A 17,862-nucleotide genomic window follows, 5' to 3' on the forward strand; every position below is an offset into this window, starting at 1 on the left:
AAGAGGTTCAAAAAACCTACTGTAAGTTTCAGTTTTCAGGCACATATTCAAAGGAATCTCCTACGTGGTAGATTTCATTATGAAAAAACATCTCGTATTTGCACCCCTCTGTCTGCTCATGCTCTCTGCTTGTACACAAAACAGTCCGCTCCTCAAAGGCCATGAAAATTATGTGGGGACTTGGCAAAACAACCACAGTGAATTAGTGATCAAATCGTCGGGCGAAGTGACGTATTACCATCAAGAACATACTGAAAAAAGTATTGCCAACCAAACCTTCAGTGGTGCTGAACAGTCGCGAATAAAAGCCCATTTGAGCAGTTTTGGTGATCAGAGCTTTAGCATCGGTCAGGATAATTTCTCTCAACAATTCACCATTCAGCGCTCGCCTTATCAAGATGATCAAGGCCATTGGAAAATGTCGGTCAATGGAGAAAGTTATACACGCAAATAGGACAGAGATTTGTCCATGATCCACTGCTCCATATAATTTACTTAGATATAAAAAAAGCCCCTTGTTAGGGGCTTTTTAGGCGATTCAGATTAGTGATCTGAAGCACCTGAGATACCAATACCAGTTTGTGAACGTACATACTGTGCATCGAATGCTTTACGCTCAGCTTGTGCTTGTGCTGAATTATCAGTTACAGAGAACAACCAGCAGCAGATGAATGCCAATGGCATTGCAAAGATTGCAGGACCATTGAATGGGTTAACTGGTGTTTCAGAGATTGCAAATGTATCTACCCAAACTGCTTTAGACAATACAATGAGAATCACCGCAGTTGCTAGACCAACCACACCACCAATCACCGCACCACGCGTCGTTAAACCTTTCCAGAACATCGACAATACAAGCACAGGGAAGTTTGCACACGCTGCTACAGAGAATGCCAAACCAACCATGAATGCAACGTTTTGTTTCTCGAACAAAATACCTAAAATCATCGCGAAGATCGCAAGACCTAAAGTCGCGATTTTAGACATACGAAGTTCAGATTCTGGCGTTGTTTGACCTTTCTTGAATACGTTTGCATACAAGTCGTGAGAGATTGCCGATGCACCTGACAATGTTAGACCTGCAACTACTGCAAGAATCGTTGCGAATGCTACCGCTGAAATGAAGCCCATGAACAAGTCACCGCCCAATGCATCAGATAAATGCACCGCAGCCATGTTGTTACCACCAACAAGCTCTAGCTTGCCAGTTACCGCCATTTTCGCTACATCAAGGAATTGTGGGTTGTTTGAAACATAAAGGATCGCACCAAAACCAATGATGAAAGTTAAAAGGTAGAAATAACCAATGAAACCTGTTGCCACAACTACTGATTTACGCGCTTCTTTCGCATCTTTTACTGTGAAGAAACGCATTAAAATGTGTGGCAGACCTGCTGTACCGAACATTAATGCAAGACCGAGAGAGATCGCATCAATTGGGTTTGCAGCCAATTTACCAGGCCCCATAATGTTTGCAGCTTCAGTTAAAGATACATCATGCACCTTCGAGAAAACTTGGATCGATTGAGAGAACATTTCAGAGAAGCTGAAGCCCACGCCTTTCATGACCATGAATGCCATGAAAGTTGCGCCAGAAAGTAGCATCACTGCTTTAATGATCTGTACCCAAGTTGTTGCCAACATACCACCGAAGATTACATACGCCATCATCAGTAGACCAACGATCACAACCGCAATGTTGTAGTTTAGACCGAATAGTAGTTTGATCAACTGACCTGCACCCACCATCTGTGCAATCAAGTAGAACGCGACAACCACAAGCGAGCTGACTGCTGCAAGTGTACGTACAGGTTTCTCAGCCAGACGGAATGACACCACGTCAGATAAGTTAAACTTACCTAAGTTACGCAGACGTTCAGCCACCAAGAACAGTACGATTGGCCAACCCACCATAAAGCCCAATGAATACAGCAAGCCGTCAAAGCCTGAACTGAATACCATTGCGGAAATACCGAGGAACGATGCTGCTGACATGTAGTCACCGGCAATCGCTAAACCATTTTGGAAACCCGAAATACCACCACCGGCAGTGTAGAAGTCTGCAGTGTTCGTGGTTTGCTTCGCTGCCCATTTGGTAATAAACAAAGTCAAACCAACAAAGATTGCGAACATGATAATCGCATGCCAGTTGGTTGCTTGTTGTTGTGCTTCACCTAAATCTGGTCCTGCCATTGCCATGCTTGACATGAGCAGAGCGGGAGCCGCCAGTGCTGTTGCTTTCAATGAATTCCATTTCATCTTAGTGAAGTCCTTTTTCTTGAGTAATTGCTTCTACTTCACGCATTGCTTCTTCGTTTAATGCATCTAATTTATTATTTGCAATGTACGAATACACACCACAGAGCAGGAATGACAATACAATAATGCTCAAACCTAATGGCATACCAATCGTGGTTACACCACCACTCACGGATTGCATCAAGAACTCTTTGTTATAGCCCACAAGTAGCATGAAGCCGACATAGACCACCAACATGATGATCGTCAAAGTCCAGCTCAACTTACTTTTACGGCTAACCATTTCCTTAAATTTTGGATTCTGTAGAATTTGTTCTACCTGTCTCTCATCCATAATGTTCTCCTTACGCCGAACCTTGGCGCGCAATTTTCTAATTCGAATTATTTCGAAGCTAAACTTACCAATGTTCCTTATCTCTTGTAATTTAGACTTTGGTCGTTAAATTTTGAGCAATAACCTCCCTAAGCCTATGGATGCGTTATCATTAAGCGAGAATTAATATGCTGCAGGCTCTATGAATAGTTGGCTTATCGTCGGGGTATTGGCCCTTTACATCGCATTACTCTTTGTATGTGCATTCTTTGGTGAAAAGCATGCCAGCAGGCTCAGTACTCGCGGCAGAATGCTTCTCTTTAGTCTAACTTTAGGGGTTTACTGTTCATCTTGGACGTTTTATGGCGCAACAGGTGCCGCGGTTCGTGAGGGCATTATTTTCCTGCCGATCTATCTAGGACCGCTGCTATTTGTTGCGCTCGGCTATGATATTTGGCGACGTTTAGGCCGTGTCCGTCAGCATCATGCCATTTCATCGATTGCCGACTTTGTAGCAGCACGATATGGTAAAAGTGGCCCCTTAGCGTCATTAGTCACGATCCTTGCCGTGATTGCCATTATTCCCTATTTAGCCTTGCAACTACGTGCAATTGCCCTAAGTGCAACGGTCATTTTAGAACCGACCGCTGGTCTGACCGGCACCACCAATAGTGTGCTGTTTTTGACTGGTGTATTGGCGATTTTGGCGATGATGTTTGGGACACGACAGATTGCCAATACTGAACAGCACGGCGGCTTAATGTTGGCTGTGGCATTTGAGTCTTTCGTCAAGCTGTTTGCACTACTTGCAGTCGCATTTTTCTTTGTTTTTGAATCACCTGAAAACATGGCTCAAATCAGCCATGACATCAACACCACCTTTAAAGATGTTCAGCTCAAAGGTGTGCCAGAAAGCTTTTGGATTCAAACTTTATTGGCTGCATTAGCGATTATTTGTCTACCACGTCAGTTCCATGTCGCGGTGGTTGAACTGCGAGATGAAAAGCATATCCGTGGTGCTCGTCGTTGGTTTGCCATTTATCTGATTTTAACTATTATCGCGATCATCCCGATTGCCAGTTGGGCGCTGCATGCAGCACCTGCCTACTTGGCAATCCCCGATGTTGCTGTGCTCTCACTGCCTTTGAGTTATAACCAAGACTGGTTGACCTTACTTGCATTTCTCGGTGGTTTTTCAGCTTCGACAGGTATGCTGTTGGTGTCGTCAGTGGCCTTGTCGATTATGCTCAGTAATGACTTGATCATGCCTGCACTGTGGCGTACACGCTTATTGTCACGTCATGACAAACGCCTACCACTCGTACTGAAATTCACACGTCGTGTATGTATTTTAGCGGTCATGTTATTGGGCTTCTTGTTCTTCCATTTCTTCAATGACATTGACCAATTATCGGTATTTGGCCTATTGGCCTTCAGTGCTGTGGCACAGTTTGCACCGGCGTTAATTGGTGGTTTATATTGGCGCGGCGGAAGTAAGCAAGGCGTATATGCAGGTCTGTTGGTCGGCTTTGGCATGTGGGCTTATACCCTGTTATTACCAACCGTATTGCGTAGCCTGCCTGAACAATTTAAAACATTTACCGAAAATCTTTTAAGTCAGGGTCCGCTAGGCTTGAGTTGGTTACGTCCTGAAGCACTGTTAGGGTTTGAATCTTTCGATCCACTTACCCATGGCGTAGTTTGGGCACTCGGTTTAAATATCACCCTCTATATTTGGATTTCCCGCGTCTTCCGTCCAAGTGTTGCCGAGCAAATTCAGGCCGAAAGTTTCTTTTATTATGAAACCAAGCCCCTCCCGGCTCAAAGTACATCAAACGACATCAGCTATATTCACCATGATGTGGCACGCTTAAAAGTAGGTGATCTGATTACTTTGGCAAAACGCATTACCGGTGAAGGTCCAACTATGCGCGCCTTCAACCAGTTCTGCGCACAAAACAATGTCGTTTTGAATGAAAATAGCAGCGCCAACGGCATGTGGTGGCGTTTTACCGAACAGTATCTTGCCGGCACCATCGGTGCGGCATCTGCCCGTACCCTACTCACCACAGCCATGGTCAATAATGGTTTAGCACTCGGTCAGGTCGCAAATATTCTTGACCAAGCCTCACAGTGGCAGCGCTTTAACCAAAACCTGATCATGACCATGATCGACCATATGACTCAAGGTGTGTCCGTGGTTGATGAAAATATGTGTTTGGTGGCATGGAATAATCAATACCTCAAACTGTTTGATTATCCAAAAGACATTGTCTATGTCGGTTGCCCAATTTCAGACTTGATTCGTTATAACGCTGAACGCGGCGAATGTGGTCCTGGTTCAGTCGAAGAACATGTGCGTAAACGTATGCATTGGATGCAAGTCGGCAGCGCACACGAATTTGAACGAATTCGTAAAGATGGTCGTGTAATTCAGATGCGCGGGAACCCGATCGAAGGCGGTGGTTTCGTCACGACCTTTGCCGATATTACCGCATTCCGTGAAAATGAAGCCTTGCTTGAAGGGCGTGTACAAGACCGTACCCAACAGTTGGCAGATGCCCTGTCCGAACAACAATTGGCACGTGAGCAAGCCGATAAAGCCAATATGTCGAAAAGCCGCTTCATTGCTGCTGCAAGCCATGACTTATTGCAACCGATGCATGCTGCTCGCCTGTTTAGTACCGCCCTCGAGCAAAGCGTACAAAATGACGATGATCGTAAAACGCTTCAGCAACTAGATCGTGCGCTGCATGGTGCGGAAAGTATGCTCTCTGCCCTCTTGGATATCGCACGACTCGAAGGTGGAACCATTCAACCAAAACGTCAGCCTTATCCGCTGCATGACTTACTCAGCGATCTTGAACTGCAATTTAAATCGATTGCGGCACAGCGTAATATCAAACTGACCGTACACGATGCTCAGTTCTGGATTGACACCGACCCACAGTGGATTCGTCGTATTATTCAAAACTTCGTCAGCAATGCCCTACGCTATACGGCGCGTGGTCGTGTTGTGGTGGGTGTGCTACGTTCAGCACGTCCAGGACATATTCGTATTGGCGTTTGGGATACAGGTCCAGGGATCGCGGAAGAACAGCGCATTAAGTTGTTCCAAGAGTTCGAACGCTGTGGACATACCTCTCCTTGGGGCGAACAGGGTCTGGGCTTAGGTTTAGCCATCGTGCAACGCATGACCAGCCTACTCGACTACCCAGTGCATGTGTTCTCAGAACTTGGTCATGGTTCGTGTTTTATGATTGAAGTGCCTGTGGTCGCTGCGCCAAAAGTGGTCGCTGCACCGACTCAAGCGGTTCCGCTGAAGACCAAAGCCTATAAGATTCTGTGCTTAGACAATGATGAAACCATTTTGGAAGGGATGTCGACCTTACTGACCAAATGGGGCTATCAAGTCTTTAAAGCCACTGAACCTGAACAGGCCATGGAGTTGATTCAACAAGAAAATATTCAAGTTTGGTTGGTTGACCAACACTTGAATAACAACAAGATCGGTCTCGACTTTATTTTAGATAACCGTCAGGAAAATGTCCCTGTGGCGCTGATTACCGCAGATTCTGATCCTGAATTACCGCAACGTCTAAAAGAGTTAAACATCGTCTTACTGAAAAAACCGTTGAAACCGGCTTCACTGCGTTCATGGTTATCTGGTTTAAAAATTTCAAATCAGTAGCGTTGTTACAGTACATCGCTCTGTAAAAAATAGCCCATTTCATTCACATGAAATGGGCTTTTGTTTACCTTGCTTTTACTTAAACTTACCTAACTGGCAAAAAAATTTGTCTCAACGGCAAGACCATTCAAAATAGCCCCGATATTTCGTCTATTTATTAGCCATAAATATCAAATTAAGATTGCCTATGGCAAAAGATATCGAATGCGTGAGTGAACACTTGTACACTTAGTTACAATTAAAAATCTATTTGATTTAAATCATATTTTTATAACCAAAAATAAAAACTAAAACTTTAGTCGTATATTTAGCTGCGGCCGTTCGTTTTAAAAATATTCATAAGAAGTTGATCAGTTTCAAGCCAATTCAAGAAGCGTCATAACTCAACACTTGAGAAGCTGATCTCCCCCGCATATTAGGAGTGATCTTGTGAATATTTCAGAAACAATACCGCATGGTTTTGATCAAAATCTACAGTTTCATCGTCAGTATGGTGCCAATACCATTTTGCCAGAGATCGATTGGCGTCAGCTATTTAAGTTCAGCAAATTAAGTGATGTGCAAGTCGAAGCGCTGGAAACGCTCTATCGCAGTGCCGTTCCTCTCGCTTTACAAGTATTTGACGAACTGAATTTTGATGTCTTTGCACCGAATGCCTACAAACCCCAAGGTCTTGGCTTATTCGATCGACTGGCAGAGCAAGAAGACCTACTGCTGCAAAATTTAGAAGCAGAATCCAATTGCTTAGGTTTGGACACCCGTCATCAGATTTGGAGCATGCTACTGCGTGGTGGTGCGGTCTTAGTATTTAAAGCTTGGCTCGGTAAAGTCAAAACCGACAAAAACCAGTTGGATAAAACACAGTTTGATGAATTATCTGATTTACTATTTATTAAAACAGCGCCATTTGAATTGGCACAACGTTTAAATGTTGATGCCAACTCCAAGCAAGACCATATCTTCCTGATGTATGACAATGATGTTTATCTGGACCGTTTTAACAGCTTAGAAACCGCAGCTCTATTTGTGGATTTGGGTGTTTATGATGCGGCTTTCCTGAGTTTACGTGATGACCGTGTCGCGGATTATCTCAAAGCGCGCGGCTATGTGTCCGATGAACAAATTGATGAACTGCAATGTGCGCTCAACCCTTTGTATTGTACGGATCTAACGCCTAAACAAGACTATATTGCTTAAGTTATTGTTGAAGTTGTTTATATAAGGTATTAACTGATGTTACGCAGTAACATCAGAAGCACAATTTGATTCAAATAAAAGAACGATACGCGGTAACGTCATCCGCAAGTGTTTGAGACAGGACGACTTCTAATCACAAATGTTTTTGCGATACTTTGAATAATTTGGCGCAAGTGAACGAGTTTTGCGGATGACAATGGTTTTGGGTACTTTTGCCGAAACAAAAGTACCTCCAGCCGAAGGCTGATCCCTTTATTTAATCCCTAGATGTAAGACTCCGTCGAACTGACTTAAAAATCATTTTAAAAATGCGAAATTACTTTTAGGTGCGTAATATCAGTTATTGGTTTAATTCGCATTGTTCTATCGCTTAAACAGCATAAAAAAAGACCTCCACGATGGAGGTCTTTTTTTTGGAAAAAATCCTTAGATTTTCTTTTCTTCAATATTCAATGCATTAATTGCCAATACAGCTTGAGTTCGGTTTTGTACGCCTAACTTACGGAAAATCGCCGTTACATGCGCTTTAATAGTTGCTTCAGATACATCTAACTCATAGGCAATTTGCTTATTCAACAAACCTTCCGCCACCATCATTAACACACGGAATTGTTGCGGTGTTAAAGACTGAATACGTTCTGCCAATGCTGTTTCATCTGCAGCACGTGGGTCAAAGTTCATGTTGGCAGGTAAATTTGGTGGTAACCAAATCTCGCCTTCTAAGACTTGACGAATCGCTTCACCAATGTGGCTTGGATGCGCAGATTTTGGAATATAACCCATCGCACCATGTGCAATCGCACGTTGGATAATCGACGCTTCTTCATGCGCAGAGACCACAATGATTGGAATCGATGGATATTGTGCGCGAATATGCACCAAGGCAGAAAAGCCTGAAGCACCTGGCAAGTTTAAATCCAATAACACAAGATCAGGCTCAGGGCCATTTTCAAGACGTTCATAGCATTCATTGACTGCTGCAGTCTCATGAATTTGCGCCTGAGGCAAACTATAACGAACCGCCTGAATTAAAGCATGACGAAACAGCGGGTGATCATCAACGATTAAAATATTCATAAGCAACGTGAGAGATCTTGTGCACAATGACCCTATTCTAACCACACATGCTATGTGAAGGATATGCAAGAACTTATTTTTTTGCATTTAAAATGTAGATTTTCACCTAAAATGCGTCTTTTTTCACATTTTCTATAAATCTTTAAATCTAATCATATTTTCATATAAATTTTATCAACACAGTAAAAATGCTTATATCTAAGCATTATATGTTGAAATATCAACAGTTTAAAATTTGAAATTTCACGAATCTTGAGGTTTTTCCAACATATCTAAAAATCAGATAACTTTTCTGATTTTCGTTATTTTACAGTGATCCACCCATCGGGATTAATAAAAGGCATTCCGAGAAACCACACTTTTAGGTTTAAAAAATGTCTCAAGTTAATCTACAAAAACCCCTGAATATTGTTGCTGTGTCAGGTGGTCTAAACAATCCATCTAAAACTGAAGCTTTGGTACAAGCCATTGTTGATGAGCTCGGTGATGCGACTCCAATCAATGTGCATTTTATTAAGTTTAGTGAAATTGGCAATTTATTAGGTGGCGCGATTTACCGTAACCAATTGCCACAACGTGTACAAGATGACCTTGCTGCCGTTGAAGCTGCTGATGCACTGATTGTTGGAACGCCAGTTTACCGTGCTTCATTTACAGGTCTATTTAAACACTTCTTTGACTTTGTCGAACAAACTGCATTGGTCGATGTACCTATCTTGCTTGCAGCTTCGGGTGGTTCTGAACGCCATGCCTTAGTGCTTGAACATCAACTGCGTCCATTGTTCAGTTTCTTCCAAGCGCAAACATTACCGATCGGTGTCTATGCAACAGATCGTGATTTCACCCCTGAATACATCATTCATAGTGAATTACTGCGTGACCGCATTACTTTAGCTGTAGCACGTGCGCTGCCGATTTTGGAATGGGCTCCAGCCAAAGGTCAGCGTGCTGAAGTGGTGAAAGCCAAGTCTCAACAAGCCAACCAAAACTTGGGCATTAATAAGCAAATCGAGCAAGAAGAAGTCCTTCCTTCTGCAGCCGTTCCAAGTTTGGATGCTGCTGAAGCTCGACTGCATAGTAAAAAGCCAAAAACGCAAGTGGCCTAAACACCACAGCATAACAATTCGATCCCGAGGGTTTGCAAAATGTCAGTACAAGAAAAAAACATTACATTTGCGTATTGGGTACCAAACGTCAGTGGTGGTTTGGTGGTCAGTAATATTGAACAGCGTACCGATTGGAGCTATGACTATAACGTGCGTTTGGCACAAGCTGCAGAAAAAAGTGGCTTTGATTATGCGCTGACTCAAATTCGTTTTACCGCAGGCTATAACGCGGAAAATCAACATGAATCGGTTAGTTTCAGTCATGGTATTTTGGCCAAAACCGAAAAGCTCAAAGTCATTGCAGCGATTTTACCCGGCCCTTGGAAACCAGCTCTGGCTGCGAAACAATTGGCGACCATCGATCATCTTACCAATGGCCGTATTGCGATTAATGTCGTGAGTGGTTGGTTCCGTGGAGAGTTTGATGCGATTGGTGAAGAATGGCCCGAGCATGATCAACGCTATGCGCGCTCTGAAGAATTCATTCGTAGCCTAAAAGGCGTATGGACGCAGGATAACTTTAGTTTTGATGGTAAATACTATCAATTTAAAGACTATACCCTATCTCCAAAACCTGTGCAAAAACCGCATATTGAAATCTTCCAAGGCGGCAGTTCACGTGCAGCACGTGACATGGCATCCCGTGTTTCCGATTGGTACTTCACCAACGGCAATACCCCTGCTGAGTTGAAAAAGCAGATCGATGATATTCGTGAAAAAGCCAAAGCCAACAACCATCAGGTCAAAATCGGGGTGAATGCCTTCATCATTGCCCGAGATACGGAGGAAGAAGCCCAAGCGGTGCTTCAAACTATTATCGACAATGCCAATACCGAAGCGGTCAATGCTTTTGGCGATGCAACTCGTGAAGCAGGTGCATCCACCAAAGAAGGCGAAGGAAACTGGGCAAAATCTACTTTTGAAGATTTGGTTCAATATAACGACGGCTTTAAAACCAATCTGATTGGCACGCCACAACAAATTGCAGAACGCATTGTGGAACTCAAAAGTGTAGGCGTCGATTTGGTTCTCTCAGGTTTTCTCCACTTCATTGAAGAAGTGGAATACTTTGGCGAAAAAGTGTTGCCACTGGTTCGTGAACTGGAAGCTCAACAGCAGCAAGTTGTGCAGGCTAAATCAGCATAATTGTTGATGCAGTCACAGCTCATGTAATCAGCATAATAATCACAACCGGCTCACTTCACTTTCCTCCCCTAAGGCTCGGCTTAGGGGATTTTTTATCTCGAGTACCATTTAAAGACATGCTCTGATTCTAGAAAATGAGCTGACCTGTAGACAAAGAAAAAGCCCGACATCCTGTCGGGCTTTTTCTATATGGATACTTAAGCATGACTCCTGTCTTGCTTCACAGTCCTGATGGTGAACACTTTGTTATTGTTTTATGTTCCGGAACGTCCTGTTCCTGTATGAGTTCATCTTAGGTAAAATTTAAAAGTGCGCCTAGCGTCTAAAAACTTCGTTACTTGTACGCTTAAGCTGACAGGATTGTGCGCAATCGGTTAAGTTAAACCATAGATATTATATGGTTTTTTTATAGAAATCTATTTTTTAGATAATTTCATTACCAATAGATACCCCCGTAATTCTGGTGTTATTTCCAACAAAAACGAGGCAATAAATATGCAACTGGTTTGGTTTCGACAAGATTTAAGACGACATGACCATAGCGCACTGTGGCAGGCGACACAGTCTGGTCCAACGATTGCCTTTATTGCGCTTTCTCCTGAACAATGGGCAAGGCATGACGATGCCCCCATTAAAATCCATCGCTATCTTGCCCAACTGGAACTTTTGCGACAGCAATTGGCTGAGCTAAATATTCCACTGATTATTCAGCATATTCCCCATTGGTCAGACATCGCCACTGAGCTATTAACCCTATGTACTCAGCTCAATATACACACTGTTCATGCACATATTGAACATGGTGTGAATGAACTTAAACGAGACCGCGAAGTACAACAGTTATTAGAACAGCAGCACATCTCTGTTGAGCTGTACCATGACCGCACCCTGTTTCCTGTTGGCAGTATTCGCAATCAATCTGGACATCCTTATCAAGTTTTCGGTGCATTTAAGAAAAATTGCTACGAAAAATTAAGCATCAGTCTGCCTACTTGTTATCCCACTATTGAAGCCCAAGCGGCTCTCGAACCGCATCCGCTGTGGCAAAATCAATTTGATTTACGTCCTTTTTATCCCGCAGGGCTGTTAGCTGCTCAAATCGAGCTTTGGCCGATTGGAGAAGATCACGCAATACAGTGCTTAGATGAATTTATTGAACAACATCTGCATCGTTATGCTGATGATCGGGACTTTCCTGCGCTCAATGGAACCAGTCGAATTGGCATGTATTTAAACTTGGGCATCTTGTCTATTCGCCAATGTCTGCAAGCCCTGTTTCGTGAACAAGGCGGCTATTTCCAGATCGACCACAGAGGACAACAAACTTGGCTCGATGAGCTGCTTTGGCGTGAATTTTACCAGCACATTTTATTTGACTACCCGCAAGTTTCTCAGCACCAGCCGTTTCAAACCAAAACCTTAAAAATAAAATGGCGCCATGCACCACAAGACTTTGCTGCGTGGCAATACGGCCAGACGGGCATTCCGATCGTCGATGCAGGGATGCGTCAACTACTGGCTACGGGTTGGATGCATAATCGGGTGCGGATGATTTGTGCCATGTTCCTTAGTAAGAATCTACTGATCGATTGGCGGTTGGGGGAGCAATGGTTTATGCAGCACCTTGTCGATGGCGACTTAGCGGCCAATAATGGCGGTTGGCAATGGTGCGCCTCGACGGGTACAGATGCTGTACCTTATTTTCGAATTTTTAACCCGATCAGCCAATCTCAGAAATTTGATCCGAACGGGGATTATTTACGTCAATGGCTACCTGAACTGGCAGATTTGGATGCCAAACAAATTCACCAACCCTTTGCCAAAAATCCTCAACTGGAATTGAACTACCCTCAGCCGATCGTTGATTTAAAGCAGTCTCGCTTAGCTGCAATTGAAACTTTCCGAGCATTGTAGGCCATTGCCAAGATCGAACTGCTAGGGATCAAAACGCTGTACTGAAATGGTCACTCTAAGGCATAGCCGATCGGTCGTTTTGTCCCTACAATACAGAAAACGCAAATCATTTTAGAGACGCTCACATGTATACAGGCATCGTGCAAGGTTTAGAAAAAGTCTTAGACATTCGTCAAGGCAATGGCTTCACAACCTTGGTGATTTCAAATCATCAGAATTTTTTTCATGATGTCTTTATCGGGGCAAGTGTAGCGATTAATGGCGTGTGTTTAACGGCTACACATATTGATTTGGCAGCCAACCAAGTACATTTTGATGTCTCAGATTTGACCAATCAACTCACCACGCTAAAAGCTCTCAAGGCCGGTGATGAGGTCAATGTCGAACGCTCAGCCATAGTTGGCGCAGAAAATGGTGGTCACAATCTTTATGGTCATATCGAAGGCACAGCCACGATCAAAAACTTAGAACATCGTGGGGAAACCTTTCATCTCGATATTCACATTCCGGCAGGCAATATTAAATATTTCTTTCTCAAAGGTTTTATTGGGCTCAATGGTTGCAGTTTGACTGTGAACCGTGTTGATCGTGCCAGCAGTGAAATTTCAATCGATCTTATTCCTGAAACACTGCGCCTCACTACATGGAAAAATGTCCAAGTCGGTGATGCCGTGAATTATGAAATTGATCAAACGACACGAACCTTAGTTGATACCTTAGAAAATATTCATCAGCGTTAAAATCGACTGACAGCACATTGCAAAAAAGCCTCCAAAACGGAGGCTTTTTTGCAATGTGCAATATACGTTTAAGAATAAAAACTTGGATCTGGCACTTTGGCTGTGAGCACCCATTCACCGACCTCCTGATATTTATAATCAATCGGATCGTGTAAGGTTTGGGTACGTACATTGCGCCAGAAGCGATCTAAATTCAGTTTGGCTGTCGTGGCACGTACGCCCATCACTTGGAAAATATTTTGCGTAATGTACAGCGAGCTATTGGTGGCTGCAATTTTGGCTGTTGCAATCGCAATAGAGACTTCTCCACGTTGTTCCGCCGTCAAAGCTTCACCAATCTCCCAAGCCCATTGCAAACGCTGAACCGCTTTATCTGCCAATAAACGTACACTTTCTAATTGCACATAAAACTCAGCAAAATGCTTTTGAATAAATGGGTCATTCACTGCATTTTCAGCTAAAGATTTTGACCATGCTTTTTGGCTTTGTACCGTTTCTTTTGCTGTTTCAAATGCCCCTTCGGCTACCCCCAAGAACATATGTACAAAGATCAACTGTGCAATCAAAGGGCGTAAACTCGAATACGGTGTACTTAATGGGCCTGGGTTCAGTAGTAATTCATCTTTGGAAATTTTAACTTGTTCAAAATGGCTGCTTCCACTGTCGGTTTGACGTTGTCCCATATTGTCCCAATCGCCGAGAAAACTGACGCCTTCACGTGCTGTAGGAATCACCCCGATCAATAATTTTCCATCTTCATTGAAGCCAGAACACAGCAAAATGTCTGAATCCATGGAACCCGAACAAAAACTTTTATCGCCATGAAACACATATTCATGTTCAGACAGTTGCGTCGCTGTAGTACGGCGGTCTAAAGGGTTTAGGGTGTTGCCCCAAAATAAATGCTCACGTGCAGTCTGTTCAAACCACGGGCCATATTGCTCTGGCTGCGCGAACAACTGTACCGTTGCAATTAATAAATGATGGAAACCATAAACATGCGCCAATGAGCTATCCACTTGAGCAATGGTTTGAATGGTTTTAAAAATCGTCTGCCAATCTGCCCCCTGTCCACCGTATTGCTGTCCAATGGACAATGCAAGTAAACCACTTTGACGAATCAAATCACGTTCAGCTTTGGGATTCCCCCCCTGCTTATCACGCTGAGCAGCCGTCGTGGCAAATTCTGCCGCCAGTTTTTGGGCAATATCGATTGGATCTTGAGTCAATGGAGTTGAAGCATTCATATGTCTGTCTGATTATTCTGTTACCGTTTTAGCTTAACAAAGTAGAGGCTTTCAGCTTATCTCAATGCCTGCAGTCTATATCTGTAAAATCTATATCTAATGAAATCTAAGTCACCAAGATTCAGGCGACTTATAATTTGATCATTTTATACGTCGTATTTAGGATGGATAAAATGCATCATGAACGTCCTTTCATCCTAATCAACTTTTATAGGAGAAAGGACGTTCATTATTGCCTTGATAACCCGTCGCATGAGCGATAAAACTTTCATCAGAACACTATTACTCACGCTCAATTTGCTCTTATGACTTCGGATAAACCGTAGCAATCAAATGTTCAACCACTTGAGGTTCTGCCAAGGTCGAGGTATCACCTAAAGAATCCAACTCATTGGCCGCAATTTTTCTTAAAATACGGCGCATGATTTTACCAGAACGGGTTTTTGGTAAGGCTGGCGCCCAATGCAGTGCATCTGGCGTTGCCACTGGTCCAAGGACTTTTCGTACCCAAGCCACCAGTTCCTGACGCAACTCATCCGTCTCGGCTGTCCCGGCTTGTAAGGTCACAAAGGCGCAAATCCCCTGTCCCTTAATATCATGCGGCATACCCACCACTGCAGACTCTGCCACAGCATCATGTGCAACCAGCGCACTTTCAATTTCAGCCGTTCCTAATCGATGCCCTGAAACGTTCAAGACGTCATCCACACGGCCCGTAATCCAATAGTAGCCAGACTCGTCACGACGTGCGCCATCACCTGTAAAATACGTCCCCGGATAAGTGGAGAAATAGGCTTCAATAAAACGCTCAGGATCACCCCAAATGGTTCGCATTTGTCCCGGCCAAGAATCCTTAATCACCAAATTACCTTCTACGGCGCCTTCAAGTTCATTGCCTTCAGCATCGACAATCGAAGGTTGTACACCAAAGAATGGACGCGTCGCCGAACCCGGTTTTAAATCAGTTGCTCCCGGCAATGGCGTAATCATGAAACCACCCGTTTCTGTTTGCCACCATGTATCCACCACTGGACAGCGGCTTTCACCTACCACGGTGTAGTACCAATTCCATGCCTCTGGGTTAATCGGTTCACCCACCGAACCCAGTAAACGCAAACTACTACGGTCACTTTCTCGGACAAAGGCATCACCTTCTCGCATCATGGCGCGAATAGCAGTCGGTGCCGTATATAAAATGGTGACGTTATGTTTATCGACAATATGTCCCGTACGTGCCCAACTTGGATATTGCGGCACCCCTTCAAACATCACGGTGGTAGTACCATTCGACAATGGGCCATACAATACATATGAATGCCCAGTGATCCATCCGACATCTGCGGTACACCAAAACACATCATCTTGTTTTAAGTCAAAAACCTCACGGAAAGTACAATTCACATAGGTCAAATAGCCGCCTGTGGTATGCAATACACCTTTCGGTTTTCCTGTCGAACCTGATGTATACAAAATAAATAGCGGGTCTTCGGCATTCATAGGTTCAGGTGGACAAATATCATTGACCGACATGATTTCCATGTGATACCACAAATCACGATCTGCTTTCATTTCGATCGGGTTACCTGTACGGTGCACCACAATGACATTTTGAACCGAAGATGTGCCTTCGATGTCGAGTGCAAGATCGACATTTTCTTTGAGTGGAATCGGCTTACCACCACGCATCCCACAATCCGCAGTAATCACGACTTTCGCCTGACTGTCATCGATACGACTTGCCAATGAGTCTGGTGAGAACCCGCCAAAAACCACGCAGTGTACTGCTCCAATTCGGGTACAGGCCAACATCGCAATTGCCGCTTCTGGCACCATTGGCATATACAGCACCACACGGTCGCCTTTGCCCACGCCATGTTTTTTCAGCACATTGGCAAAACGGCAGGTTTCATCATGCAGTTCTTCAAAAGAAATAATTTTATGCCGTGAAGGATGATCACCTTCCCAAATAATGGCTGGTTTATGTGGATGTTCTTTTAAATGTCGATCGAGACAGTTGGCACTGACATTCAGTTCACCATCAGCAAACCACTCAATCTTGAAATCATCTTGCTTAAAATTGGTATTTTTAACTTGGGTAAACGGTTTGATCCAATCGATCTTTTGCGCTTGCTCCGCCCAAAACTCATCTGGTTGTTCAATCGATTTTTGATAACGCTCAAAGTACTCCGACTCATTGATGCGCGCGGTTTTTTTGAAACTTTCAGGTACTGGATAGATCTCTTTCATATTGTATTTTCCTTGATCTGATTCATCTCATCACGAGATGCCATGCCACATTTCTACTTTTATAATTCCTGCATCACAGCAGTATGACGATTAATTTTTAATCGCAGCAATCATGCTTTGGTCGTATTATTCTTTCCCATTTAAAGCACATCTATAAGCAAAATTTCAACAAAAACATGTTTTAATTCAGTATCTGACCAGTTCATTTGAACCTATAATGTAAAGGTAATTTTACTCAGCACTCCGCTTTTTTATTCTTTCATATACGTTGAGTTGATCCGATCATGAACACCAATGACTCTTCTTTCTTTTCCCGTCAGACGACCACTACATCGGATAATCCCCTGAAACCTGATGGACGTTTTGGTCGACTGAGCATGATTGGTTGGTATGGCTTTCTCAATATCATCAGCTTTTTTGCCATAATCGCTTTAAGCCTTGCCGTGGGTATTTTCAACATCAATACCATGGCGTTAAATGAGCAATTTGTTGGTATATTCACTGGGATATCTGGCCTCGCCTATTTGGCGATTATGATTCTTTACATTTATTTTTATTGTGTCTTTGTCGTCCGTCGACTGCATGACCTCAATAAAGCCGGTTGGTTGCTACTGCTTTTATTTATCCCCGTGATCAATCTATTCTTTATCCTGTATTTATTATTGGCCTCAGGCACACCGACCGTAAATCAATACGGCGCGCCACGCCCTGCTGCCGTTTGGGAAAAAATTCTGGCATGGTTGATGATTTTAATCAGTGTCTTGTCGCTCTTGGCTACAGGTAGCATCACCTCGTATATGATGGGTAGCGGAGAAATTGAATCGCCAACAGAAATCATTCAACAAGGCACTGAATATTTCTAAGCCACTAACCGAATTTGAGCCTGTCTGAATTTTGATACATCTGTTCGCAAGCCTGTAAATGA

Annotated in this window: 13 protein-coding genes; 8 read left to right on the forward strand and 5 right to left on the reverse strand. The window is 43.5% G+C overall.

Annotated features, from left to right (window positions below; genetic code table 11):
• Window positions 1–79: 79 nt before the first annotated feature.
• A complete protein-coding gene (locus tag FTU05_RS05820) occupies window positions 80–454 on the forward strand; it encodes a hypothetical protein (RefSeq protein ID WP_180063016.1) in 375 nt (124 codons plus the stop codon).
• 89 nt (window positions 455–543) lie between these two features.
• Here the strand turns inward: FTU05_RS05820 and FTU05_RS05825 are convergent, their stop codons facing one another.
• Together FTU05_RS05825 and FTU05_RS05830 are read right to left on the reverse strand one after the other, a co-directional pair.
• On the reverse strand, window positions 544–2,259 hold the full coding sequence (locus FTU05_RS05825; RefSeq protein ID WP_180063017.1) for a cation acetate symporter: 1,716 nt from the start codon (window positions 2,257–2,259) through the stop codon (window positions 544–546).
• A 1-nt stretch (window position 2,260) separates the two neighbouring features.
• Complete coding sequence (locus tag FTU05_RS05830) at window positions 2,261–2,593, reverse strand: DUF485 domain-containing protein (protein ID WP_078190540.1); 333 nt, start codon at window positions 2,591–2,593, stop codon at window positions 2,261–2,263.
• Between the two features lie 181 nt (window positions 2,594–2,774).
• On the opposite strand from FTU05_RS05830, the gene FTU05_RS05835 reads away from it, so the two are divergent.
• Together FTU05_RS05835 and FTU05_RS05840 are read left to right on the forward strand one after the other, a co-directional pair.
• On the forward strand, window positions 2,775–6,263 hold the full coding sequence (locus tag FTU05_RS05835) for a PAS domain-containing hybrid sensor histidine kinase/response regulator (protein ID WP_078190541.1): 3,489 nt from the start codon (window positions 2,775–2,777) through the stop codon (window positions 6,261–6,263).
• Window positions 6,264–6,692: 429 nt separating this feature from the next.
• Complete coding sequence (locus FTU05_RS05840) at window positions 6,693–7,460, forward strand: hypothetical protein (RefSeq protein ID WP_180164563.1); 768 nt, start codon at window positions 6,693–6,695, stop codon at window positions 7,458–7,460.
• Window positions 7,461–7,886: 426 nt separating this feature from the next.
• Here FTU05_RS05840 and FTU05_RS05845 read toward each other — a convergent pair whose 3' ends face one another.
• Window positions 7,887–8,537: a response regulator transcription factor gene (locus FTU05_RS05845; protein ID WP_078190543.1), complete on the reverse strand. Its 651-nt coding sequence runs from the start codon at window positions 8,535–8,537 to the stop codon at window positions 7,887–7,889.
• Between the two features lie 374 nt (window positions 8,538–8,911).
• On the opposite strand from FTU05_RS05845, the gene msuE reads away from it, so the two are divergent.
• The 4 genes from msuE (at window position 8,912) to FTU05_RS05865 (ending at window position 13,443) form a co-directional block, all read left to right on the forward strand.
• Window positions 8,912–9,643 (forward strand): FMN reductase, encoded by a 732-nt coding sequence (gene msuE, locus FTU05_RS05850; RefSeq protein ID WP_180108844.1) that lies wholly within the window; start codon window positions 8,912–8,914, stop codon window positions 9,641–9,643.
• 39 nt (window positions 9,644–9,682) lie between these two features.
• Window positions 9,683–10,789, forward strand: a complete 1,107-nt coding sequence (sfnG, locus tag FTU05_RS05855) for a dimethylsulfone monooxygenase SfnG (protein WP_180164565.1) — start codon at window positions 9,683–9,685, stop codon at window positions 10,787–10,789.
• A gap of 495 nt (window positions 10,790–11,284) precedes the next feature.
• The gene (locus FTU05_RS05860) at window positions 11,285–12,703 is read left to right on the forward strand and encodes a deoxyribodipyrimidine photo-lyase (protein WP_180164567.1); all 1,419 of its coding nucleotides are present in this window, start codon (window positions 11,285–11,287) and stop codon (window positions 12,701–12,703) included.
• Between the two features lie 125 nt (window positions 12,704–12,828).
• Window positions 12,829–13,443 carry a riboflavin synthase subunit alpha gene (locus FTU05_RS05865; protein ID WP_180164569.1) on the forward strand — a complete coding sequence of 205 codons (615 nt, stop codon included), beginning with the start codon at window positions 12,829–12,831 and terminating at the stop codon, window positions 13,441–13,443.
• 68 nt (window positions 13,444–13,511) lie between these two features.
• On the opposite strand, the gene FTU05_RS05870 is transcribed toward FTU05_RS05865, so the two are convergent.
• Window positions 13,512–14,690 carry an acyl-CoA dehydrogenase family protein gene (locus FTU05_RS05870; protein ID WP_180164571.1) on the reverse strand — a complete coding sequence of 393 codons (1,179 nt, stop codon included), beginning with the start codon at window positions 14,688–14,690 and terminating at the stop codon, window positions 13,512–13,514.
• Between the two features lie 303 nt (window positions 14,691–14,993).
• The gene (gene acs / locus FTU05_RS05875; RefSeq protein ID WP_180164573.1) at window positions 14,994–16,937 is read right to left on the reverse strand and encodes an acetate--CoA ligase; all 1,944 of its coding nucleotides are present in this window, start codon (window positions 16,935–16,937) and stop codon (window positions 14,994–14,996) included.
• 284 nt (window positions 16,938–17,221) lie between these two features.
• On the opposite strand from acs, the gene FTU05_RS05880 reads away from it, so the two are divergent.
• Entirely contained in the window at window positions 17,222–17,800 is a 579-nt protein-coding gene (locus FTU05_RS05880) for a DUF805 domain-containing protein (RefSeq protein WP_180124383.1), read from the forward strand.
• Window positions 17,801–17,862 lie beyond the last annotated feature (62 nt).

Origin of the sequence: Acinetobacter sp. YH12049, from assembly GCF_013419875.1 — a bacterium.
GTDB classification, from domain to species: Bacteria; Pseudomonadota; Gammaproteobacteria; order Pseudomonadales; family Moraxellaceae; genus Acinetobacter; species Acinetobacter amyesii.